Source organism: Actinocorallia sp. A-T 12471, from assembly GCF_033875155.1.
In the GTDB taxonomy this organism is placed as follows: domain Bacteria; phylum Actinomycetota; class Actinomycetes; order Streptosporangiales; family Streptosporangiaceae; genus Actinocorallia.
In genome coordinates, this window is sequence record NZ_JAWZTE010000001.1 from 261,042 (window position 1) to 283,819 (window position 22,778).

General features: G+C 71.8%; 21 protein-coding genes. 13 read left to right on the plus strand and 8 right to left on the minus strand.

The window, feature by feature from the left end:
- The first annotated feature begins 77 nt into the window (after positions 1-77).
- The 4 genes from R9X44_RS01305 to thpR all read left to right on the plus strand — a co-directional run bounded on the left by R9X44_RS01305 (position 78) and on the right by thpR (position 4,162).
- Positions 78-1,316 carry an MFS transporter gene (locus R9X44_RS01305; RefSeq protein WP_319812052.1) on the plus strand — a complete coding sequence of 413 codons (1,239 nt, stop codon included), beginning with the start codon at positions 78-80 and terminating at the stop codon, positions 1,314-1,316.
- Between the two features lie 106 nt (positions 1,317-1,422).
- Complete coding sequence (locus R9X44_RS01310) at positions 1,423-1,995, plus strand: TerD family protein (RefSeq protein WP_319812053.1); 573 nt, start codon at positions 1,423-1,425, stop codon at positions 1,993-1,995.
- Between the two features lie 2 nt (positions 1,996-1,997).
- A complete protein-coding gene (locus R9X44_RS01315) occupies positions 1,998-3,599 on the plus strand; it encodes a TerD family protein (protein WP_319812054.1) in 1,602 nt (533 codons plus the stop codon).
- Between the two features lie 2 nt (positions 3,600-3,601).
- A complete protein-coding gene (thpR, locus tag R9X44_RS01320) occupies positions 3,602-4,162 on the plus strand; it encodes an RNA 2',3'-cyclic phosphodiesterase (protein WP_319812055.1) in 561 nt (186 codons plus the stop codon).
- A gap of 7 nt (positions 4,163-4,169) precedes the next feature.
- Here thpR and R9X44_RS01325 read toward each other — a convergent pair whose 3' ends face one another.
- The 5 genes from R9X44_RS01325 to pdxH form a co-directional block, all read right to left on the minus strand.
- Entirely contained in the window at positions 4,170-6,008 is a 1,839-nt protein-coding gene (locus R9X44_RS01325) for a hypothetical protein (RefSeq protein ID WP_319812056.1), read from the minus strand.
- Between the two features lie 24 nt (positions 6,009-6,032).
- Positions 6,033-6,968 (minus strand): hypothetical protein, encoded by a 936-nt coding sequence (locus R9X44_RS01330; RefSeq protein ID WP_319812057.1) that lies wholly within the window; start codon positions 6,966-6,968, stop codon positions 6,033-6,035.
- Positions 6,969-7,102: 134 nt separating this feature from the next.
- On the minus strand, positions 7,103-8,215 hold the full coding sequence (gene serC / locus R9X44_RS01335; RefSeq protein ID WP_319812058.1) for a phosphoserine transaminase: 1,113 nt from the start codon (positions 8,213-8,215) through the stop codon (positions 7,103-7,105).
- An 11-nt stretch (positions 8,216-8,226) separates the two neighbouring features.
- Complete coding sequence (locus R9X44_RS01340) at positions 8,227-9,498, minus strand: MFS transporter (RefSeq protein WP_319812059.1); 1,272 nt, start codon at positions 9,496-9,498, stop codon at positions 8,227-8,229.
- Positions 9,495-10,154 (minus strand): pyridoxamine 5'-phosphate oxidase, encoded by a 660-nt coding sequence (pdxH, locus tag R9X44_RS01345; protein ID WP_319812060.1) that lies wholly within the window; start codon positions 10,152-10,154, stop codon positions 9,495-9,497. The genes R9X44_RS01340 and pdxH overlap by 4 nt, the downstream gene beginning before the upstream one ends.
- A 126-nt stretch (positions 10,155-10,280) precedes the next feature.
- On the opposite strand from pdxH, the gene R9X44_RS01350 reads away from it, so the two are divergent.
- The 3 genes from R9X44_RS01350 to R9X44_RS01360 all read left to right on the plus strand — a co-directional run bounded on the left by R9X44_RS01350 (position 10,281) and on the right by R9X44_RS01360 (position 14,579).
- Entirely contained in the window at positions 10,281-11,381 is a 1,101-nt protein-coding gene (locus R9X44_RS01350) for a citrate synthase 2 (RefSeq protein ID WP_319812061.1), read from the plus strand.
- A 93-nt stretch (positions 11,382-11,474) separates the two neighbouring features.
- Positions 11,475-12,176 carry a metal-dependent transcriptional regulator gene (locus R9X44_RS01355; protein ID WP_319812062.1) on the plus strand — a complete coding sequence of 234 codons (702 nt, stop codon included), beginning with the start codon at positions 11,475-11,477 and terminating at the stop codon, positions 12,174-12,176.
- Positions 12,177-12,335: 159 nt separating this feature from the next.
- Positions 12,336-14,579, plus strand: a complete 2,244-nt coding sequence (locus tag R9X44_RS01360; RefSeq protein ID WP_319812063.1) for a SpoIIE family protein phosphatase — start codon at positions 12,336-12,338, stop codon at positions 14,577-14,579.
- Between the two features lie 3 nt (positions 14,580-14,582).
- On the opposite strand, the gene R9X44_RS01365 is transcribed toward R9X44_RS01360, so the two are convergent.
- Both R9X44_RS01365 and R9X44_RS01370 read right to left on the minus strand, forming a co-directional pair.
- A complete protein-coding gene (locus R9X44_RS01365; protein ID WP_319812064.1) occupies positions 14,583-15,263 on the minus strand; it encodes a class I SAM-dependent methyltransferase in 681 nt (226 codons plus the stop codon).
- A gap of 65 nt (positions 15,264-15,328) precedes the next feature.
- The gene (locus R9X44_RS01370; protein WP_319812065.1) at positions 15,329-15,487 is read right to left on the minus strand and encodes a hypothetical protein; all 159 of its coding nucleotides are present in this window, start codon (positions 15,485-15,487) and stop codon (positions 15,329-15,331) included.
- A 175-nt stretch (positions 15,488-15,662) separates the two neighbouring features.
- Here R9X44_RS01370 and R9X44_RS01375 point away from each other — a divergent pair, with 175 nt between their 5' ends.
- The 6 genes from R9X44_RS01375 to R9X44_RS01400 all read left to right on the plus strand — a co-directional run bounded on the left by R9X44_RS01375 (position 15,663) and on the right by R9X44_RS01400 (position 21,823).
- On the plus strand, positions 15,663-17,621 hold the full coding sequence (locus R9X44_RS01375) for an MFS transporter (protein ID WP_319812066.1): 1,959 nt from the start codon (positions 15,663-15,665) through the stop codon (positions 17,619-17,621).
- Positions 17,622-17,764: 143 nt separating this feature from the next.
- Positions 17,765-18,913 carry an acetyl-CoA C-acetyltransferase gene (locus R9X44_RS01380; RefSeq protein WP_319812067.1) on the plus strand — a complete coding sequence of 383 codons (1,149 nt, stop codon included), beginning with the start codon at positions 17,765-17,767 and terminating at the stop codon, positions 18,911-18,913.
- 115 nt (positions 18,914-19,028) lie between these two features.
- Positions 19,029-19,175 carry a hypothetical protein gene (locus R9X44_RS01385; RefSeq protein WP_319812068.1) on the plus strand — a complete coding sequence of 49 codons (147 nt, stop codon included), beginning with the start codon at positions 19,029-19,031 and terminating at the stop codon, positions 19,173-19,175.
- Positions 19,176-19,427: 252 nt separating this feature from the next.
- Complete coding sequence (locus R9X44_RS01390) at positions 19,428-20,180, plus strand: IclR family transcriptional regulator (RefSeq protein ID WP_319812069.1); 753 nt, start codon at positions 19,428-19,430, stop codon at positions 20,178-20,180.
- Between the two features lie 42 nt (positions 20,181-20,222).
- Positions 20,223-20,954: a class I SAM-dependent methyltransferase gene (locus R9X44_RS01395; protein WP_319812070.1), complete on the plus strand. Its 732-nt coding sequence runs from the start codon at positions 20,223-20,225 to the stop codon at positions 20,952-20,954.
- A 323-nt stretch (positions 20,955-21,277) separates the two neighbouring features.
- On the plus strand, positions 21,278-21,823 hold the full coding sequence (locus tag R9X44_RS01400; RefSeq protein ID WP_319812071.1) for a hypothetical protein: 546 nt from the start codon (positions 21,278-21,280) through the stop codon (positions 21,821-21,823).
- Between the two features lie 4 nt (positions 21,824-21,827).
- Here the strand turns inward: R9X44_RS01400 and R9X44_RS01405 are convergent, their stop codons facing one another.
- Positions 21,828-22,709, minus strand: a complete 882-nt coding sequence (locus tag R9X44_RS01405; RefSeq protein WP_319812072.1) for a phenylalanine 4-monooxygenase — start codon at positions 22,707-22,709, stop codon at positions 21,828-21,830.
- Between the last annotated feature and the right edge of the window lie 69 nt (positions 22,710-22,778).

Below are 22,778 nucleotides of genomic sequence, written 5' to 3' on the forward strand. Positions count from 1 at the left end.
CGCAGTCCGAGCTGGAGACCGTCCAGCCCGAGCTCGAACCCGAACCACCGGAACCCGGTCCCGGCCAGCGGGCCGGGATGTTCCGCAGCCTGCGCAACCGGAACTACCGGCTGTTCATGTCCGGCCAGGTGATCTCCAACACGGGCACCTGGATGCAGCGCATCGCCCAGGACTGGCTCGTGCTGCAGCTCACCCACGGCAGCGGCACCGCCCTGGGCATCACCACCGCGCTGCAGTTCCTGCCGATGCTGCTGTTCGGGCTGTGGGGCGGCGTCATCGCCGACCGCTACCCGCGCCGCAAGCTGCTCGCCGCGACCCAGGTCGGCCTCGCGCTGCCCGCGCTCGCCCTCGGCCTGCTCGACGTGTCCGGGTTCGCCCAGGTCTGGCATGTGTACCTGCTGGCGTTCGCGCTCGGCATGGCGACGGTGTTCGACAACCCGGCGCGCCAGGCTTTCGTGAGCGAACTGGTCGGCAAGGAGGACCTGCCCAACGCCGTCGCCCTCAACAGCGCGACCTTCAACGGCGCTCGGGTGGTCGGCCCCGCCGTCGCGGGCGTGCTCATCGCCCTGATCGGCACGGGACCCGTCTTCCTGATCAACTTCGCGTCGTTCGGCGCTGTGCTGTTCGGGCTGTGGCGGATGCGCGAGAGCGAGCTGCTGACGCTGCCGCCGGTCCCGCGCCAGAAGGGCCAGCTGCGCGAGGGCCTGCGCTATGTCCGCAACCGGCCGGACCTCATGCTGATCCTCGGCACCGTCGCGCTGGTCGCCGGTTTCGCGATGAACTTCCAGATCACCACGGCCCTTGTGGCGACCGAGGACTTCGGGAAGGGCGCGTCACAGTTCGGCCTGGCCAGCACCGCGATGGCCGTCGGCTCGGTGACCGGCGCGCTGCTCGCCGCGCGGCGGGTGCGGCCCAACAACCGGCTGCTCTACGGCTCGGTGCTGCTGTTCGGCGTCGCCACGGTGCTCGTCGGGCTGATGCCGACCTGGCCGCTGTTCCTTGTCATGCTGGTCCCGACCGGCGTCCTGCTGATGACCTTCACCACCGCCGCCAACGCGACGATGCAGCTCGGCATCGTCCCGGAGATGCGCGGCCGCGTCATGGGCCTGTACATGCTCGTCTTCATGGGCGTGAACCCGATCACCGCGCCGTTCGTCGGCTGGATGGCCGAGCGGTTCGGCGGGCGCGCCTCGATCGTCTTCGGCGGCCTGGTCGCGGTGCTCGCGGCCGGCGCGGTGATCGCGCTGCGGCGCGTGCGCGGCCCGGCGCGGACGGAGCCGGGGGAGAAAAAGGAAACCGTCGGTGCGACGGCATAGTCTCACCTCTAGTCCGTCGCCCGGTCTCGGGTGATCAGGTGACAATCGGCGGGGCGGCTTGAAAAGCTTGTCCCGGCGAACCGACGGAGGAAGAGGGGCACGAGCGGTGACTGTTTCGTTGCAGAAGGGCCAGCGGATCTCGCTGAGCAAGCCGGGCGGGGGCGGGCTGACCCTCGTCCGCATGGGCCTCGGCTGGGACGCCGTCAAGAAGAAGGGGTTCTTCGGCTCGCGCGAGCAGGACATCGACCTCGACGCCTCGGTCGTGGTCTTCGCCGACCAGCAGGTCGCCGACGTCGTCTACTTCGGCCAGCTCACCAGCCGCGACGGCTCGATCCGGCACACCGGCGACAACCTCACCGGCGCGGGCGACGGCGACGACGAGTCGATCATCGTCGACCTGTCGCGGGTTCCGGTGCACGTGACCTCCCTGGTGTTCGTGGTCAGCTCCTTCCAGGGCCAGACCTTCAACCAGGTCGAGAACGCGTTCTGCCGCCTCGTGGACGAGACCAGCGGCGCTGAGCTCGCCCGCTACACCCTCACCGGCGGCGGCGCGCACACCGGCATGGTGATGGCGCGGCTCTACCGGCACGGCCAGGAGTGGAAGCTCGGCGCGATCGGCGAACCAAGCCAGGGCCGCACCTTCCAGGACATGCTCCCGGCGATCGCGGCCCACGCCTGACGGTGACCGCACTCGTCCGCGGGGCCAACGCCCCACTGCGAGCCGCCAGGGTCACCGTCACCCACACCTGCGCGGCCCCCGCCGACCTGAGCGCGCTGCTCGTCGGCCGGGACCTGCGGGTGCGCTCCGACGACGACCTCGTGTTCTACAACGCCCCCGTCGGCCCCGGCGTCCGCTGGAGCCAGGAGGCGCTGGAGATCGACCTCGCGGCGCTGCCGTCGGACGTGCACGCCGTGCTCGTCGCGCTCAGCCTCGGCGACGGCGCGCCGTTCTCGACGGTCTCCGCCCCCACGGTCCTCGTCGACGGCCACACCTTCGTCATGGCCGGACTCGGCGACGAAACGGCCCTCGTCGCCCTAGAGCTCTACCGCCGCGCGGGCGAATGGAAGGTCCGCGCCGTCGGCCAGGGCTACGCCTCGGGCCTGGCGGCCCTCCTAGCCGACCACGGCGTAGACGTAGAAGACCCGGGCCCCCAACCCCCGGCCCCCCGAATCCTCCCCGACCCCCCGACCCCACCCCTGGGCCACCAACTCCCACCCCAACCCGCCCCCCACACCCAGCCGGGCGGGCAAGGGCAGCACGGCGCTGTGGGGCCGCAGGGGGCGGGGGCTGTGCCGTTTGTGGATCGGGTGTGGATGGTGTGGGAGGACGCGAGCCGGTCGCTCGACTCCTATCGGGGGTCGCTTGAGCACGCGCTCGGGGTGCGGGACCAGGAGGTCACCGGGAACGCGCCGCGCGGGCGGGCGCAGCAGCTGATGGACGCAGGGATGGAGCGGCTGACGGCCGACATGGCGCAGCTCGCGGGCGAGCTCGCCGCGCACGAGGGCGTGGTCGGGGCCGAGGTGTCGCCGTTCTCCGCGCCGTCCTGGCTCACCTGGCAGCCGTCCGACCGGGTCGGCGAGGGCCTGCTGCTCGGCCATCTGGACGCCGACGAGGTCTCCACCCTGCGCGTCCCGCTGATCCTGCGCGTCCCCTTCGGCCGCCCCGTCTGGATCGACAGGGGCAGCGGCCCCGGCGACGCGGCGGCCTTCGCCTGGTCGCTGGTCACCAGGTTCCTCGCCGCGGTCCCGCCCGGCGCGGTGGCGCTCGACGTCATCGACCCGACGGGCCTGTCCGGCGCGGGCTGGCTCAACGCCCTGCCCGAGCCGAGCCGCGACTACCTGTGCGGCGGCGGCGTCGCGGTCGGCCCCGAGGTCGGCAACCGCCTGGACAAACTGCTCAACCTGGTCGATCTACGCGCGGTGGGCGGCGAGGAACAGATGTTCCTGGAAGGCGCGCCCCCGGTGCGCCTCGTCGTGGTCTTCGACGTCGGCGCGGCCCTGGAGGAACACGGCGACAAGCTGATCCGCCTCGCCAAGGAGGGCCCGCCGCTCGCGCTCCCGGTGATCTGCGTCGAGACCGACACGCCCACCGACGAGTCGGTCCGCGCGATGCGGATCAAGATGTCCGGAAGCACCCTCCCGCCCTCCGGCGGCACCCTGAGCGACCCGTGGGTGGGCGGTTCCTGGACCCTCACCCCCGACCTGCTCCCCGACGGCTCCTTCGACCGCCCTCCGGCCCTGCTCACCCATGTCCTGAACGCCCACGCGCGGGTCTTCGGCTGACCGTGCGCCTGTTCGCCGCGCTGCACCCGCCCGCCGCCGTCCTCGACGCCCTCGCCGGGGCCGTCGAGGACGCCCGCGGGTCCCACCCCGCCCTGCACTTGACCGCGCGGCGCACCTGGCACCTCACCCTCGCCTTCTACGGCGAGACCGACGAACCCGCCGCCAAGGCCCTCCCCGGCCTCCTCGCCGACGCCGTGGCCGCGAGCCGCCCCCCGCGCCTCCACCTGTCCGGCGCCGGCGCGTTCCCCACCCGCACCCCAGGCCGCGCCAAGGTCCTCTGGACCGGCGTAGAAGGCGATCTGGCGGCCCTGGCCGACCTCGCGGAACGCTGCGCCGAGGCGGGAACCCGGGCGGGCCTCGACTCCCCGGAGCGCTCCCGCCCGTTCCACCCCCACCTGACCCTCGCCCGCACCCGCACCCCCCGCGACCTGCGCGCCCCCGCCGCCCTCCTCGCCGCCTTCACCAGCCCTGAATGGACCCCCAAGGCCCTCGACCTGATGCTCAGCCACTACCCGAGCCCGGGCCACACCCTGCTGAGGTCCCTGCCCTTCGAGAGCCCCTGAGGGCCCGTCAGATCTCCGGAGGCGGCGCGGCGGACCCGGCACCGTCCGGCGGCCCCCACGGCAGCCCGTAACGCTCACACGCCCTGCGCAGTTCGGCGAGGTCGGGCGCGAACGAAACACGCCGCAGCACACGTCCGGCAGGACTCCACACCACAAGACGCGGAATGCCCTCGCCCGAGTGATCGATCCCCACCCCGCCGACGGTCTCGCGCCGCAGGCTCCAGTCCGTGCGGCCCAGCCTGGTCACCGACGCGATCCCGTGCACCGAGACCCGCAGCTGGGAGCGGTTGCGGTCGTACAGCCACGCCCCGACGAACCCGATCGCCAGCCCCAGCGGCACCGACCATGCCATGACGGGGCTGAACCCGAGGAACACCCACGCGATCGTGACGGTGATCAGCAGCGTCACCGCGGCCGTCACCCCGTAGGCCCACAGCCTGGCGCGCGGCGTGACGTCGAGCAGCGCGCCGGGCCCGCCCTCGGGGGTGGGCAGCGGCGCGGGGTCCTCGGCGGCGATCGTGGAGACCGCGCCGTGGAAGGCGGCGCTGAGGTAGGCGTCGTACTCGGCGTCGGTGACGGGCAGGCCCACCGCCCGCGCCTTCTCGCGAAGATCGGTCCTGGCGATCCGCAGCGCCTTCAGCGGCGCGGCGAGGAACTCCTCGCCGTCGGTGTCGTAGACGCGCAGCCAGGCGTGCCCGTCGACGGTGAGCAGTTCCACGACGCCGATCCGCTCGGCGGGCATCTTCAGCATGACGTCCCCGGCCATGTCGGCCCAGCCAAGGCCGTCCTCGCCGACGACGAGGCGACCGCCCGGCACCTGGGAGAAGATCTCGGGGAGCCCGTCGAGCCCGTACTCCGACGGCCTGATCGCGGCGGGCGCGGTGGACACCACGCGGTAGCCGTGTTCGTCGAGGGTGTGCGCGAGCTGGAACTCGTCCATGCCGCGCGCGTTGAGCTGCCCGATCACCCGCAGGCCGTGATCGAAGACGACGGCGGTGAGCGGCGCGTACTCCGGCTCGCCGCTGAGCGGGTTGAGCTCGGGCCCTGGCCCGAGCAGCAGCGCCCCGATCGAGTCGGCGGGAACCCCTTGGACCGCCTTGTCGGAGATCTCCCACCGCACCGGCGAAGTCCTGCGCAGCCGCCGCCGCACCGCGAGCGCCGCCAGGGCCCCGCCGAGCGCCCAGAGCCCGGCCCCGAACCGCGCCGACAAGGTCTCAGTCCCCTGAACCGCCGACACGACGACCATCAGCCACGCCAGCGCGACGGCGGTCCCGCCGAGCAGCGCGGCCCGCAGCCGCGACGCCCCGTCCCCCTGCGACGTCAGCGTGACGGCCTCACCCGACGGCGACGCCGCCTCGACCACCGCCGACATCAACGCGGCCTCGACGTCGAGGTAGTCCTGTTCCTCGTCCGGGTCGGGCGCGAAGTCACCGTCCACCACATGGACGGGTATCCCGGCCCGCCGCGCGGTCACGAAGAAGGCGTGCGGCTCGAACCCCATCTCCGGCAGCGTGCCGAGCTGGGTCGCGCCGAACTTGTGGTGCACGGTGAGCACCTGTTCGTCCGCGCTGATCGACAGCTCCTGGACGCGTCCGGGCGCATAAGACTGAAGGATCTCCCCGTCACGTCCGACGAGTTCCAGCCCCGCCGACGAAAGTTTCCAGCGGGGTCCGGGGCGCTGGCCGGGCAGCACGAGGGGCAGCGCGGCGAGACCGAGGACGAGGGCCGCCCACAGCCAGGACGGCTTGAGCGGGATCAGCGCGACGGCGAAGGCCAGCAGGGCGAAGGGCGCGCCGCCGGGCGGGCGACGGCCCTCGGCCCTCAGGCCGACGAGCTCGTGGTCCACAGGAGGAATAGTGACACGCTCCGCTCACTTTCGTCTGCGCCCGAGGAACACCGCTGCCAACGTGACGCCACCCAGAAGCAACAATCCTGCGCCCTTATTAGTTCCTGAAGTTCCCTTTTCCGCGGCGGCGGCCGTCGGGGAGGGTTCGGGGAGTGCTTCTTCGGGAAGGGGAACCCGCCAGACTTTGCGGTCCGCGCCCTCGGAGCTGATCAGCAGGGCCTTGCCGTCGGGGGTGTAGGTGACGCCCTCGCCCTGCTCCTGGAGCGGCAGCGAGATTCGCTCGACCTTCTCGCCGGGCGCACGGTAGACCGTCGCGGAGGTGTAGCCGCGGATCACGAAGGTGCTCCCGTCGGGCGCGAACGCGCCGTCCGTGGCGAACGAGGGCGCGTCCCCGACGGCCTTGAGCACGTTCTTGCCGGTCGTCTTCAGCTTCTTGGGCGCCCGGTACAGCGTGCCGCTGCCGAACGCCTTGGAGGCGATGTACAGGCGGTTGTCGCGCGGGTCGATCAGCAGGGACTCGGCATCCCTCGGCCCGTCCTCGTAGGTGAACCGGAACGCCGTGACGGGCAGTGTCGCGTCCCGCAGCCGCTCGGGCTCGGGGATGCGGAACACCGCGACGTGCGGCCAGGCCCCGCGCAGGTTGTCGCCGATGTCGGCGAGGTACAGGGCCGATCTGCCCTGTTCGTCCTTGCCGATCGCCATGCCCTCCCAGTCGCGGGCGGTCAGGCCCGCGAAGGTCAGCACGGCCTTGGTCCGCCCGGTCTCGGCGTCGACGGCGTAGACGCGCGCCTCGCCCCCTGAGTCGTTGTGCGTGTAGACGATCCCCGGGTGCAGGGTCGAGGCGGCGAGGCCCGACGACTCGGTGATCCGGTCGTCGGTGAAGGAGAACTCCACTCGCGGCTCGCCGCCGCTCCCCAGCGGGAGGACGGCGGCGAGCAGCGCGCTGGTGAAAGCGATCACCTCAGGAACGTACCCAGGATCACTGCCAGGACCAGCAGGATCAGGAGCGTGGGCAGAAGCCAGCGAGTCGGGCGGTACACGCCTTCGAGCCTATTGCCGTCTCCGCGATGCCCCGGCCTGGGGTGGGCGGTCGGCTACAGCCGCTCGAGCACGTAGTCGACGCAGACGGTCAGCGCCTCGACGTCGGCCGGGTCGATCGCCGGGAACATGCCGACGCGCAGCTGGTTCTTGCCAAGCTTGCGGTACGGCTCGGTGTCCACGATGCCGTTGGCGCGCAGCGTCTTGGCGATCGCGGCGGCGTCCACGCCCTCGGCGAAGTCGATCGTGCCGACGACCTGGGAGCGGTCGGCGGGGTCGGTCACGAACGGGGTCGCGACCTCGGACTTCTCGGCCCACCCGTACAGCCGGGAGGACGAGTCGGCGGTCCGCTCGGTGGTCCAGGCAAGGCCCCCGTTGACGTTCATCCACTCGATCTGCTCGGCGAACAGCAGCGCGGTGCCCACGGCCGGGGTGTTGTAGGTCTGGTCCTTGGAGGAGTTGTCCACGATGGTCTTCAGGTTGAAGAACTCCGGGATGTACCTTCCGGACGCGGCGATCTCGTCGATCCTGGCCAGGGCCTTGGGCGAGACGATCGCGACCCACAGGCCGCCGTCGGCGGCGAAGCACTTCTGCGGCGCGAAGTAGTAGACGTCGGTCTCGGAGACGTCGACGGGCAGGCCGCCGGCGCCGGAGGTGGCGTCGACGAGGACCAGGGACTCGTCGTCCACGACCCGCTTGATCGGCATCGCCACGCCGGTGGAGGTCTCGTTGTGGGTGAGCGCGTAGACGTCGACGCCCTCCTCGGGACGGGCCAGCGGGTGCGTGCCCGGCTCGGAGGAGATGATCGTCGGCTCGTCCAGCCAGGGCGCGCCGGAGACGACCTTGCCGAACTTCGAGGAGAACTCGCCGAACGACAGGTGCTGCGACTTGGCCCTGACCAGGCCGAACGCGGCGGTGTCCCAGAACGCGGTGGTGCCGCCGTTGCTGAGCAGGACCTGGTAGCCGTCCGGGAGCTGGAACAGGTCGGTCAGACCGGAGCGGATCCGGCCGAACAGCGACTTGACCGGCTTCTGGCGGTGCGAGGTGCCGAAGTAGGTGCTGCCGGACTCGTACAGCGCCTTGAGCTGCTCGGGCCGTACCTTGGAGGGGCCGCAGCCGAATCGGCCGTCGGCGGGCTTGATCTCAGCGGGGATGACGATGTCGCTCACGTCAGCACAGCCTACGTGACCTGCGTCGAAGATCGTTCCTCCGGTCCGCCGCCCGGCGCGCGATACCTGGCCAGGGCGGGGAACGCCGCGCCGACGACCACGACGAGGACGGCGCACGCGATCCCGCCGACCACCCACGACACGCCCGCGCCGAACGCGACGGCCATCAGTCCCGCGCGCAGGTCGCCGAGGCGCGGCCCGCCCGCGACGACCACGGTGAAGATCCCCTGGACGCGCCCGCGCATCTCGTCGGGCGCGTACGTCTGCAGGATCGTCTGCCGGAACACCGCCGAGACGAGGTCGGCGACCCCGCCCAGGGCCAGCAGCAGCACCGCCAGCCACAGCGACTGCTGGAGGCCGGCGAGCGCGACCGCGACGCCCCAGAGCGCGACCGCGACGATCAGCGCGAGGCCCTGGCGGCGGACTCTGCCGATCCAGCCGGAGAACAGCCCGCCGAGCACCGCGCCGATCCCGATCGACGCGTACAGCCAGCCGACGGCGAAGCCGCCGTCGGGCGTGTCGCCGAAGCGCGTCTCGGCAAGTTCGGGGAAAAGCGCCCTGGGCATGGCGACGCCCATGGCGATGATGTCCACGACGAACGAGAGCAGCAGGACGGGTTGCGTCCACAGGAACCGCAGCCCGTCGAGGACCGAGCGCAGGCCCGGCGTCCCGAGGACGGTTCCGTCGGACTGCGGCGGGATCGACGGGAGCCGGAACGCCGCCCACAGCATGACCGTGAACAGCACGGCGTCCAGCGCGTACGCCCACGCGTAGGAGCCCGTGGCGAGGATGACGCCCGCGAGCAGCGGCCCGCCGAGCGTCGCGGCCTGGGTGAACGTGTACGTCAGCGTGTTGGCCGCCGGGATCATCGCGGCCGGGAACAGCCGGGGGATGATCGCCCCGCGCGTCGGCGAGGACACCGCGAAGCCGGTCGACTGGAGCGCGGTGACCGCCATGATGATCCACAGCTGGTCGAGCCCGAGGACGGCCTGGCCCAGCAGGCCGAGCGTGGCCGCCCAGGTGAGCACCGACGACCACACGAGCAGGCGGCGGCGGTCCATGTGGTCGGCGACCGCGCCGCCCCACAGCCCGAAGACGATCAGCGGGACGAGCGTGACCATGCTGAGCACGCCCACCCAGAAGGACGACTCGGTCAGGTGCCACACCTGGACGGGAACTGCGACGGCGGTCACCTGGAAGCCGATGAACGAGACCCCGTTGCCGATCCACAGCCGCCGGTAGGCGGGGTTGCGCAGGGGGGTGACGTCGAGCAGGAGTCTCACGGAGCCAGGCGCTCCCGCAGCCAGCCGCCGCCTTCACGGGTGTAGCGCAGCCTGTCGTGCAGCCGGTCGGGACGGCCCTGCCAGAACTCGACGTAGGACGGCTCGACGAGGTAGCCGCCCCAGAAGTCCGGCACAGGCACGTCGTCCGCTTCCGGCCATCGGGCCGCGGATTCGGCGAACCGATTCTCCAGTTCGGCCCGCCCGGCGATCACCGAGGACTGGTGTGACGCCCACGCGCCGAGGCGCGATCCGTAAGGCCGGGACCGGAAGTAGGCGGCGGACTCGTCGTCGGGCAGCCTGACGCACGTCCCCCCGACGATCACCTGCCGGTGGATCGGGTGCCACGGGAACAGCAGGCTCGCCCGGGGGTTCTCCGCGAGGTCCCTGCCCTTGCGCGAGGCGTGGTTGGTGAAGAAGCGGAACCCGTCGGTCTTGAAGCCCTTCAGCAGGACCGTCCGCGCGCGCGGCTCGCCGTCGGCCGACGCGGTGGCCAGGACCATGGCGTTCGGCTCGGGCAGCCCGGCGCTGACGGCGTCGGCGAACCAGCTCGTGAACAGCGCGAAGGGCTCGGCGGGGGCGGAGTCTTCGGCGAGTTCGCCCCTGTCGTAGGAGATCCGGAGGTGCGCGGGGTCCGCGAGTGAACGATCCACGGTCATCAAGCTTCTCATCCCCGGTGGGACGCGCCGGGCGCGCGGGGGTACTGCTCTGCGTGAGGGCGGAGTCCGGGTGAGGGCGGGGTCCATGGGCGTGACCCCGGCCGCCGGGCTGGAGAGGCGGGCCGCATGAGTGACTTCAAGCCGGGTCTTGAGGGCGTCGTCGCCTTCGAGACCGCGATCGCCGAGCCGGACAAGGAAGGCGGCGCGCTGCGCTACCGGGGCGTCGACATCGAGGAACTCGTCGGGAAGGTCCCGTTCGAGAGGGTCTGGGGCCTGCTCGTGGACGACTCCTTCGACCCCGGCCTCGACGCCGACCCGCCGCACCCGCTGCCGGTCAGCTCGGGCGACGTCAGGGTCGACGTCCAGGCGTCCCTGCCGACCCTCTCCCAGACCTACGGGCTGCGGCCCCTGCTCGACGCCTCAGACGCCGAGGCCCGCGCCGACCTCGCGCGAGTCTCCGCCCTCGCCCTGTCCTTCGCCGCTCAGAGCGCCCGGGGTGCGGAGCTGCCCGACGTCCCCCAGCACCTCGTGGACGCCGCGACGGGCGCGACCGAGCGGTTCATGGTCCGCTGGCGCGGCGAGCCCGACCCGCGCCACGTCAGGGCCATCGACGCCTACTGGGTCTCGGCCGCCGAGCACGGCATGAACGCCTCGACCTTCACCGCGCGGGTGATCGCCTCCACCGGCGCGGACGTCGCCGCCGCCATGTCCGGGGCGGTCGGCGCGATGTCCGGGCCCCTGCACGGCGGCGCTCCGGCCCGGGTGCTGCCGATGGTCGCCGAGGTCGAGCGCAGCGGCGACGCGCGCGGGGTCGTCACCGGCATCCTTGATCGCGGAGACCGTCTCATGGGGTTCGGGCACCGGGTCTACCGGGCCGAGGACCCCAGGGCGCGGGTGCTGCGCAGGACCGCGCGCGAGCTCGGCGCGCCGCGCTACGAGGCGGCCAAGGCCCTTGAGGACGCCGCCCTCGCCGTCCTGCACGAGCGCAGGCCCGACCGGGCGATCGAGACGAACGTGGAGTTCTGGGCTGCGGTTATCCTCGACTTCGCCGAGGTTCCCACCGCCATGATGCCCGCGATGTTCACCTGCGGGCGGACCGCCGGGTGGGCGGCGCACATCCTCGAACAGAAGCGGACGGGCCGTCTCGTCCGTCCCAGCGCGCGCTACGTCGGGCCCGGCGACCGTCCGATCCGCGACGTTCCCGGCCTCCCTGGCGACACGGAATAACCAGGTGGGCCGAAAACGCTGAACAAAGCCCGGAGACTCGGGCATCTGGAGGGTGGCTGAGAAGTAGACTGCGAGCTGGAGAGTGGAGGGACCTTGAGCTCACACGGACTGATCGACACTACGGAGATGTATCTCCGCACGGTGTTCGAGCTTGAGGAAGAGGGGATCGTCCCGCTGCGGGCGCGGATAGCCGAGCGCCTGTCGCAGAGCGGCCCGACGGTGAGCCAGACGGTCGCCAGGATGGAGCGCGACGGCCTGCTGCGGGTCGAGGGCGACAGGCATCTCGTGCTGACCGAATCCGGCCGCGAGCTCGCGGTCCGCGTCATGCGCAAGCACCGGCTCGCCGAGTGCCTGCTCGTCAACGTGATCGGACTGCCCTGGGAGGACGTGCACGCCGAGGCGTGCCGCTGGGAGCACGTCATGTCCGAGCAGGTGGAGGCCAGGTTGGTGGCCCTGCTGGACAACCCGACCGCGTGCCCGCACGGCAACCCGATCCCCGGTCTTGAGGAGCTCGGCGGCCAGGCGGCGGCCTCCGCGGAGCCCGTCACGGCGATGACCACGGCCGCCACGCGCGACGGCCAGGCCGCGGTGATCCGGCGGATCGGCGAACAGGTCCAGGCGGATCACGATCAAATGCTTAAACTCAAGCAGATCGGGATACAACCCGGACGCGAGGTGACACTCGCGGTAGGCGACGACGATGGTGTGCGAGTTATCTGTGACGACTCCGGGGATGGTCCTGAGACAGAGCTGCCTCGGCGCATCGCCGAGCACGTCTTCGTCGCGAAGCTCTGACGTCTTGCCGTTCGACACCCTGCTCTGCGAGGACTCAGCCGACGACCCGCCCGCCGGGTGTCCGTCCGCCGCACCCGCGGACAACTTGGCCGACGATCTCCATGTTTTGCCCGCCGCGCGCCCGGCGTTCGTCGTTGAATGGGCGCCGGAGGTGAGCGGATGAGCCAGTGGGGTGCCGCCGAGGAGGGTGCGCCGCCCGCCGTCGGCGCGCAGGCCGTGGGCGCGCACGACGCCGCGCCGGATTCCGCACGCGGTTTCGGCGGCCACGCCTTCGACGCCGAGCTGCCGCCGGAGACCGTGTTCGGCCAGGTGGAGATGGCGGTCATCGTCACCGACCGCTTCAGCAACATCATCTCGTTCAACGCGTTCGCCAAGAAGCTGTTCGGCTTCGGCGGCGACGAGTTCATCGGGCAGAGCGTGCTCTCGCTGGGCATCGCCGAGGAGGACCACGACCAGGCAATGGACCTGGCCAGGCATGTCCTGCGCGGCGGCGTCTGGGAGGGCACGTTCTGCAATCTGCGCGACGACGGCACCCCGGTGTACACCCGCGCCCAGGCGGTGCCGCTGCGCCACCCGTCAGGCTCGATCGACGGGGTCGCGATCTTCGCCCGCGAGGCGCTGCGCAGCAACCAGCGCGAACAGGACAGATACGGCCTGCTCGACCGCATCGGCACCCGCCTCGCCGCCTCACTCGAACTCGACGTGACCCTGCGCGCGGTCGCCGGGACCCTGGTCCCGCAGTTCGCCGACCACCTGTTCATCGACCTCGTCACCGGCGACAAGCTGGTCCGCAGGGTCGCCGAGCACGCGCGCGGCTGGACCCCGCCGCCCGGCACCTGGGCCGAACCCGGCGAGCAGGTCGACTACCCCTATGACGACCTCGCGGCCAAGGCCATCCGCCGCCGCGACGCCGTCCTCGCCGAGTCGACCGGCCCGAACAGCGACTTCGGCGTCACCTCGCTGATCGCCGCGCCGCTCGTCGCGCGCGGCGAGGTCCTCGGCGTGATGAGCCTCGCCCTGTCGAACCTCGGCCGCCGCCCCGACCCGCACTACGACGAGTTCGACCGCACCCTCGTCGGCGCGATCGCCTCCCGGGTGGCGCTGTCGATCGACAACGCGCTTCTGTTCGAGGAGGAGCGCCAGACCGCGCTCGCCTTCCAGCGCCAGCTCCTGCCCGGAGAACGCCCGCCCGACCTCGACGGCCTGAAGATCGCCTGGCGCTACGAGCCCGCGCCGCCGCTGGAGTCGCACGGCCAGGGCGTGCAGACCCAGGTCGGCGGAGACTGGTACGACGTGATCCCGCTGTCGGCCGGGCGCGTCGGCATCGTCATCGGCGACGTCGAGGGCAGGGGGGCCCGCGCCGCCGCCGTCATGGGCCAGCTGCGCGCCGCGCTGCGCGCCTTCGCCCAGGACGACAAGTCACCCGCCGACATCATGCGCAAACTGGATGAGTGGACGCGCGGCATGGCCCGCCCTGACTCGCCGCGCCCGCCGCTGGTGTCGTGCAGCTACTTCGTCTACGACGCCTGGTCGCGCGAGCTGACCTGGGCCAACGCCGGGCACCACCCGCCGCTGCTGGCCGTCGGCGACATCGTCGGCGACCTCGACTTCAGCCGCTCCACGGGCGCGATGCTCGGGATGCGCTCGGCCGGCTTCGGCGGCGACACAGTCTTCGAGGAGGAGACGGTCGTCCTCGCGCCCGGCAGCATGCTCGTGCTGTACACCGACGGCCTGATCGAGCGCAGGCCCAAGGCCGACGGCTCGTTCTTCACCGGCGAGGAGTCGCGCGGCCTGGTCCGCGAGGCGGTCGCGCGGGCCGCGCGCGGCGACGTCGAGGGCGTCGCGCACGCGGTGTTCTCCGCGGTCCCCGGCGAGATCGACGACGACGTCGCGCTCGTCGTCATCAGGACCGCGCCCGAGGAGCTCGCGGTGCGCGAGCGCACCTTCCCGGCCGAGCCGATCATGGTCTCGGAGGCGCGGCGGCTCGCGTCGGACGCCTTCACCGCTTGGGGCCTCGGCGACGACGCCGCCGAGACCGCGTGCCTGCTGGTGTCGGAGATCGTCACCAACGTCGTGCTGCACGCCACCAACGTCCCCGCGCAGAAACGCGCCCTGGTCGGCGCGCCCGAGCTGTCGTTCGATGAGGACGACTGGGACCTCAGCGGCGGCCTCGGCAGGCCGGAGCCCGTCAAGCCGGAGTTCCGGCTGAGGCTGCGGCGCGGCGCGCGCGCGCTGTGGGTCGAGGTCTTCGACCCCGACCTGCGGCTGCCCAGAATCCGCAACGCCGGCGAGACCGACGAGGGCGGCCGCGGCCTCTACCTCGTCGACCAGATCGCGGCACGCTGGGGATCGCGCCCGACCCCCAACGGCAAGGCAGTCTGGTTCGAGCTCCCCCTGGACTGAGCCTCAGCGGGGCCGGGCCGCCAGGTGCGCCCAGGTCTGGGTGAACCACAGCTCGCCGCCGATGACGCGCGGGCTCGCACCGGTCTTCGGGCCGCCGTCCACCTCGGCGAGCAGCACCTCGCGCAGCCGCTCGGCGATCCGCGGGTCGGGCGCGGCCTCGAGCCAGGGCGCGGCCGGGCGCTCGACGCTCAGCAGGTCCATCCCGGTGATCCGCGCGCCCGCGCCCTCGACCATGCCGATGAGGTCGTCTATGCGGGGGATCGACCGGAATCCGGGGTCGCGGACGCGTTCCAGCGCGTCGCGGTGGTCGCTCGACAGGTTCGTGCGGGAGAGGTCGGCGACGACGATCCGGCCCGACGGGTGGCACACCCGCAGCATCTCCGCGAGCGCGGCGGCGGGATCGGCCAGGCGGTGCAGCGCGAAGCGCGCGGTGACCAGCGAGAACGACCCGTCGGCGAACGGCAGCGCGGTCGGGTCGGCGTGCACCTGCCCGGACTGCCCGGAATCCCCTGCCCCGATCGCGGCGGCGGTGATCCGCCCGACCCTGCCGTCGAGCGCGTGCGTCATGAGGCTCGGCCCGCAGCACACGTCGAGGACGTCGTCGTGCGGCGACGGCTCGGCGAAGTCGGCGAGCCTGACGAGGAAGGTGGAAAGGGTTCCTGCGACGGCGGCGGTGGTCGACACGGCGGCTCCCTCCCCAGGGCATGGTCAACACGATGAGACGTGCGGGGGAGCCGTACGGTTCGCCGTTAATTCAGTGTCTCGCCCCACAAACCCAGAACAACAAGGACAAAAACAATCGCGACCGAGCTCGCGAGGGGTGCGGGCAGCCGCAACTTCAACGCGACCCAGCGGACGCAGAAGGCGGCGAGGATCGCGAGCAGCGCGAGGGTGACGAGGCCGTCCATGCGCCCACAGTAGACCGCGCCCCCGCACGTCGAACCTGGGGAATCTTGAAGGGGCGCGGGGATTGCCCCGGAACGCGTCGCGGGTAGGCGTCCTGACTGAGGGGACGGGCACGGCATCACGGGCGGCGCGAGAGGCGGCATGGGGCGGCACACGGGGGAGACTTCGCGCGGGGGCGTGTGGGTCGTCATCGCCGCGCTGATGCTCGGCATACTGCTCGGCGCGCTCGACCAGACGATCGTGTCGACCGCGCTGCCGACGATCGTCAGCGAGTTCGGCGGCCTCAACCACCTGTCGTGGGTCGTCACCGCTTACCTCCTGGCCAGTACCGCCTCGACGCCGCTGTGGGGCAAGCTCGGCGACCAGTACGGGCGCAAACCCCTGTATGTCGCGGCCATCATCGTCTTCCTCGTGGGGTCGGCCCTGTGCGGCGCGGCCTGGGACATGCTGTCGCTCATCGTCTTCCGCGCCTTCCAGGGCCTCGGCGGCGGCGGGCTGATCGTGCTGGGCATGGCGATCGTCGGCGACGTCGTCCCGCCCAGGGAACGCGGCAAGTACCAGGGGTTCTTCGGCGCGATGTTCGGGGTCGCGAGCGTCGCCGGGCCGCTGCTCGGCGGGTTCTTCGTGGACAACCTGACATGGCGGTGGGTCTTCTACGTCAACCTGCCGATCGGGCTCGTCGCGCTGGCGATGGTGTCGTTCGCGCTGCACGGCAAACGCGACGGGACGAAGCACCGGATCGACTACGCGGGAACCGCCGCCATCGCGGGCGCGGCGGTGTGCCTCGTGCTGGGGACGACGTGGGGCGGCACCGAGTACTCGTGGGGCTCGCCGGTGATCATCGGCCTGTTCCTCGGGGCCGTGGTCCTGCTCGTGCTGTGGTGGCTCGCCGAGCGGCGGGCCGCCGAACCCGTGCTGCCGCTGCACCTGTTCGGGAACCCTGTCTTCTCCGTCGCGGGGTTCCTCGCGTTCGTCATCGGGTTCGCGCTGTTCGGGTCGGTGACGTACTTCGCGGTCTACCTCCAGGTCGTGAAGGGGGAGTCGCCGACGGTCTCCGGGCTGAGCCTGATCCCGCAGATGCTGGGCGTGCTTGCCGCGTCGATCACGTCGGGGCTGCTGATCACCAGGACCGGGCACTACAAGGTGTTCCCGATCGTCGGGACCGGGCTGATGACCGTCGCGCTCGCGCTGTGCTCGCGGCTCGCGCCGGACACCCCCGTGTGGGAGCAGAGCGTCTACTTCGCGCTGCTTGGCGTCGGGCTCGGCAGCGTCATGCAGGTGCTGATCATCGCGGTGCAGAACTCGAGCCCGTACGCGGACCTCGGGGCGGCGACGTCGGGGAACACGTTCCTGCGCTCGATCGGCGGGGCGTTCGGCGTCGCGGTGTTCGGCACGATCTTCAGCAACCAGCTCGCCACCAACGTCAGCCGGGCGCTGGTCGGCATCCAGCTGCCTCCCGGGGTCGACCCGGCCGAGGTGCAGGAGAACTCGGCGATCCTGCGGACGCTCCCGCCCGAGCAGTCGCGGGCGATCCTCGGCGCGTACGCCGACGCGATCCAGACGGTGTTCCTGTGCGCGGTGCCCGTCGCCGCGCTCGCGTTCGTCGCCAGCTGGTTCCTGCGCGAGGTGCCGCTGAAGACCGCGACGCGCGAGGCGGGCATGGGCGAGTCGATGGGCGCGCCGACCGAGCGGTCGTCGCGGGCCGAGCTCGAGACGTGCCTGGCCCGGCTGCTGCGCCGTGACCCGAAGGCCCGCGTCCTGTACGCGCAGCTCGCCGCGCGCGCCGGCCTCGACCTGCCCGCGGGCAGCGTGTGGGCGCTGTGCGCGATCGCGCAGGAGGGCAGCGTCACCGGACGCGAGCTCGCCGGGACCGCAGACACGACCCGGGACAAGGGACGGCCTTACGTTGACGAGCTCGTCGCGGAAGGGCTCGTCGACCGGGAGGGCGAGCTGCTGGTGATCACCGGGACCGGGCGGGCGTTCGCCGAGCGGATCTGGGAGACGCGGCGGCGCGGCCTCGACAACCTGCTCGAGGGCTGGGACCCCGAGCGGCATCCCGAACTCGTCAGGCTGCTCGACCGGATGAGCCGTGAGTCGCTGGGCGATCGCAGCGACCTTTCCGCGCTCACGCGCTAGGCCGGTTTTTCCGCTTCGTGTCCGGGGTCACCTTCGACTTGCGGGGTACCGGCGGGTAAGCTGATTCTGACCGAACCCCATTCGGTCCACCCAAGTCCGAGTGACACGGGACGGAACCCACCCCTAAGAGCTTTGGAGGCGCAGTGGCCGAGGCGTACATCGTCGGAGCGGTCCGTACCCCCGTCGGGACCAAGAAGGGCGCGCTGGCCGGAGTCCACTCCGCGGACCTCGGCGCACACGTGCTCAAGTCCCTCGTCGAGCGGACGGGCATCGACCCGGCCGCCGTCGAGGACGTGATCATGGGCTGTGTCATGCAGGTCGGCCAGCAGACCCTCGACGTCGCCCGCACCGCGTGGCTGTCGGCCGGGCTGCCCGAGAGCGTTCCCGGCGTCACCATCGACCGTCAGTGCGGCTCCTCGCAGCAGTCGATCCACTTCGCCGCGCAGGGCGTCCTGTCCGGCACCCAGGACCTCGTCATCGCGGCGGGCGTCGAGAACATGGCCGCGGTGCCGATGGGCTCCTCGGTGCCCTTCACCGCCGACGGCGCGACCGCGGGCCTGCCCTGGGGCGAGGGCTGGGGCGCGCGCTACGGCAAGCAGGAGATCTCCCAGTTCCGCGGCGCCGAGCTGATGGCGCAGAAGTGGGGCCTCACCCGCCGGCAGCTCGAGGAGTTCGCGCTCGAGTCCAACGTCCGCGCGGGCAAGGCCATCGCCGCCGGGTACTTCGACCGCGAGATCGCGCCGCTGGCCGGCGTCGAGCGCGACGAGTGCGCCCGCCCGGACACCACGCTGGAGAAGATGGCGCAGCTGAAGACCCTGCGCGAGGACGGCGTCATCACCGCCGCCGTCTCCTCCCAGATCGCGGTCGGCGCGTCCGCGCTGCTCATCGCGTCCGAGGAGGCCGTGCGCACCCACGGGCTCACCCCGCGCGCCCGCATCCACACCCTCGCCCTCGCCGGCTCCGACCCGGTCTACATGCTGACCGGCCCGATCCCGGCGACCGAGAAGGCCCTCAAGAAGTCCGGCCTGAAGATCGACGACATCGACGTCACCGAGATCAACGAGGCGTTCGCCCCCGTCGTCCTCGGCTGGCAGCACGACATCGGCGCCGACCCCGCCAAGGTCAACCCCAACGGCGGCGCCATCGCCCTCGGCCACCCCCTCGGCGCGACCGGCGGCATCCTCATGGCCAAGCTCCTCCACGAACTCGAGCGCACCGGCGGCCGCTACGGCCTCCAAACCATGTGCGAAGGCGGCGGCCAGGCCAACGCAACCATCATCGAGCGTCTCTAGCCTTTCCCTCGCCGCGCGGGGTCGGGACGAATCCGTCCGGGCCCCGCGCGTCTTTGTGCGCAGAGGGGTCCTGCTTCACCGGGAGGTGGTGGGCGCGAAGTTAGTGTCCTGAGGCATGTCGGACGAGACCACTGCCGCGCCCGTGCCCGCCGTGCCCACTCCCGCCCGCATGGCGGGCAAGCCCAAGCGCCGCATCCCGGTGCCGCCCATCCTGCCGCCCGCCCCCGACACGCCCGCAGAAGACCCACAGGGTTCCAGCTAAGCCGGGGCCACGGCCTCGGTCCTTAACGCCCCGAGAGCGTTCCTCCTCAGCCGGGGCCACGGCCTCGTGCCTTATGCCTCAGAGTGATTGGGCGCGTCGCCGTCTGGACCGGAGGACTTGCGAGCCGCCAGGCGAGCAAGTCCGGAGGGAAGACGGCGACTTCAAGGCGCCCAATCACCGGCCGAGCGGAGCGAGGCCCAAAAAACACAGAATCGCTTGACCGGGTCGGGTGGGGCGTGTTCGCTTTGCGTGATGGACGAGACACGCAGGCCCACGCTGATCGCGTCGGTTCAGCGCGCGCTTCATCTGCTTGATCGGATCTCGCGGCATCCTTCGGGCGCGCCGGCCAAGCAGCTGGCGCGGGAGACCATGCTGCCGTTGGCGACGGCATACCACCTGTTGCGGACGCTCGCCCATGAGGGCTACATCGTCAAGCTGCCCGACGGGGCGTGGGTGATGGGGGAGCGGGTCGGGGAGCTGCACGGCAGGGGGCGCGGGCAGGTCGTGCTCGGCCGGATCCGGCCGATCCTCGACGCCCTGCGCAAGTCGCTCAACGCGGCCGCCTACCTCGCCGTCCACGAGGACGACAGGATCAGGCTCATCGACATCGCCGACTCGCCCCGCACGCCGCGCGTCGAACAGTGGGTCGAGTTCGACGAGGCCGCGCACGCCACCGCGATCGGCAAGTGCCTGCTCGGCCAGCTCGACGCCGCGAGCCGCCGCGACTACCTGGCCCGTCACCCGCTGGTGTCCCTGACCCGCAACACCATCACCGAGCGGACCCGCCTTGAGCACGCCCTCACCGTCGACGGCCTGTCGGTCGACCGCGAGGAGTACGCGCTCGGCACGGGCTGCGCGGCGGTCCCCGTCAGCGACGCCCAGGGCGAGGTCGTCGGGGCGCTCGCGGTGTCGTGCAGGCCGCAGCGGCTCGGCAGGGTGGCCGCCGACCCGGCCCCGCTGCGCAGCGCCGCCGCACAGGTCGGCCGCGCCCTCACCCTCGCCTGAAGGGCGGGCGCGGGGCGGTGGGCGGCGGTAGGCTCGTGACCCGTGTCCGAGAAGAACCAGCCGGTCCAGCCCGCAGCGGGCGAAGGCGCGCTCGAGAACCACCTCGGTGGCGACGAGGCGCGCAACTACCGCAAGTACGAATACGACATGGTCGCGCCGCACGTCGGACGGTCGCTGCTGGAGATCGGGTCGGGCCTCGGCCACTTCTCCGAGCAGTTCGCCGGACGGCTCGACTACCTCGCCGTGAGCGACAACGACCCGTACTGCGTCGAGCAGCTGGGCAAGCGCTACGCCCAGGACCGCGACGTCGAGGTGCTCTCGCTCGCGCTCCCGGCCAAGGTCGAGCTGCGCCAGAAGGTCGACACGGTCGTCATGATGAACGTCCTGGAGCACATCGCCGAGGACGTGCAGGCGCTCAAGGACCTCGCCGCCGTGGTCGAGCCGGGCGGCCGGATCGTCATCTGGGTGCCGGGGTACATGCAGCTTTACGGGGACTTCGACCGAAAGGTCGGACACGTCACCCGGTACACCCCCAAGACGCTCGGCAGGACCATCGCCGGGGCGGGCCTTGAGGCCGAGGTGCTGAAGCCGATCAACTTCCTCGGCGGCATCGCCTGGTGGGCCGCCGTGCGGCGCGGCGGCGTCGGCTACCCCGACCCGCGCCTCGTCAAGATCTACGACCGCACGGTCATCCCGACCACCCGCTTCATCGAGAAGCTCGTGCGGCCCCCGTTCGGTCAGACGGTCTTCGCGGTCGCCCGCGTCCCGGGCTGACCCCGGCGCGCGCCACGCCGCCCGGATCGGACGTGATGGGCGACAGGTCCGGTTCGTGGCGTGGGCAACGCGCCGGATCTGGGGTTTTACCGGTGCGCGGAGGCCGTCCGGTGGCCCACACTGGGCTCGGCAGCGTGAGACGGGTCCGCCCCTCCTCCGGACGGGTTCCCCGGGCGTCGTCCGCCGCGCGGCCGGCCACAAGTTCCCGTGTGGTCCGACGGCCCGGCGGCCGGGAGACGGGAGGGGGTTTCCCGGCCGCCGGGTCCATACCCGGGGTCCATACTTGGGGGCACGCAGTTCCGTCCCCCCGGGAGATCCCTACCGTGCACCAGCCGCCCGGCTCCGGCCGGAGGACCCGCGCCCGTCGGCGAAGGCGTCCCGTAAGCGCGCGGTCGGCCTTCGCGGCCGGGATCGTCGTCGGGGCCTGCGTCGTCCTGGCGGGTGTGGCGCTCGTGTCGGCCTTCGGCGACGAGCAGCCGGACGGGCCGCCCGCGACCGAGGGCCTTGCCGCGTCCGCGAAGCCGACGGGGGTCTTCTCCCGCGCCTTCGCCGGGACGTGGCGCGGCGCGCTGGCCACCGAGGACCCCGGCTGGGAGGTGCAGCTCGCGCTTCCCGAGGGCGAGGGCACCGGGTCGGTGCAGTACTACCAGCACGGCAGGATCGAGTGCAGCGGCACTGTCCAGTTCGTCAAGGCGGCCAAGGCCGAGCTGCGGCTTGACGAGCGCACCCCCAACTGCTCGCCCAACAAGTCGGGCATCGTCAGGCTCACCCCTCGGGGCAAGGGCCTCAGGCACCAGTGGTACGCCAACGAGAACGACCTCGCCGAGCAGGCCCCCTCCTTCGACGGGACCCTCAAGAAGGTCGGCTGACTTCTCAGGCCCGGGCGAGCGCGGCGATCGAGTCGTCGGTGCAGGTGTCCCAGAAGACGCCCGCGACGTCCTCGAGATGGTCAAGGGACTCGGCGCGGAACAGCTGGGTCTGGTACTTGGTGATGTCGTACTCGGTGCCGCCCATGGCCGTCAGGTCGAGCGGGTGGACGTCCATCGCCCGGAACTCCTCGATCTCCCCGTACGACGACAGAATCCCCGCGCCGTACGCCTTGAGCTCGTCCCCTTCGGCGACCACCCCGAACTCGAGCGTGAACCAGAAGACCTTGGAGACGAACTCCAACGCCTCGGCCGTCTCCACCCGTCTCGCCGCCCCTCCCGCCGCCCGGTACAGGGCCGCGTAACGGTCGGACGCAAGGGCGTTGCCGTGTCCCAGCACCTCGTGCAGGACGTCGGGCTCCGGCGTGTAGAACGGCGTGCTGTGGTGGCGGATGTACTGGGTGGCGTGGAAGCGGGAGTCGGCCAGGGAGCCGTAGAACTCACGCAGAGGCACGAGCCCGGCCGCGGGCAGGTAGGCGAACCCGGTGAGCGGTCCGAGGGCGTCACCGACCTCCTGGAGCTGCGGGATGCGGTCGACGGGCAGGCCGAGCCTGTCCTTGGCCGCGAGGTACTCCGCGGCCGCGTACCGCAGGTGCTTGGCGGCGAGCTCGGCCGACACCAGCCGCCACACCTCGTGCTCCTCCGCGGTGTACTCGGCCTCCGGCAGCGGGTCGCCGGGTTCGTGTTCCAGCGCGAGCCTGGCGATCTCGTTGCGCCGCTCCCGGTAGACCGGGTCGGCGAACCCGGGGTGGCCCCTGCCCAGCTCGACCGTCACCCTGCCGTGCTCGTCCTTGGTGACCGGGGCGAAGTACTGCGCCTCCTCGAACATCGCGCCTCCTCTCCTCCCCTTTGGCGATTCCCCCAAAGGGGGGTGGCTAGGCATGGGGACGGTTGTCGG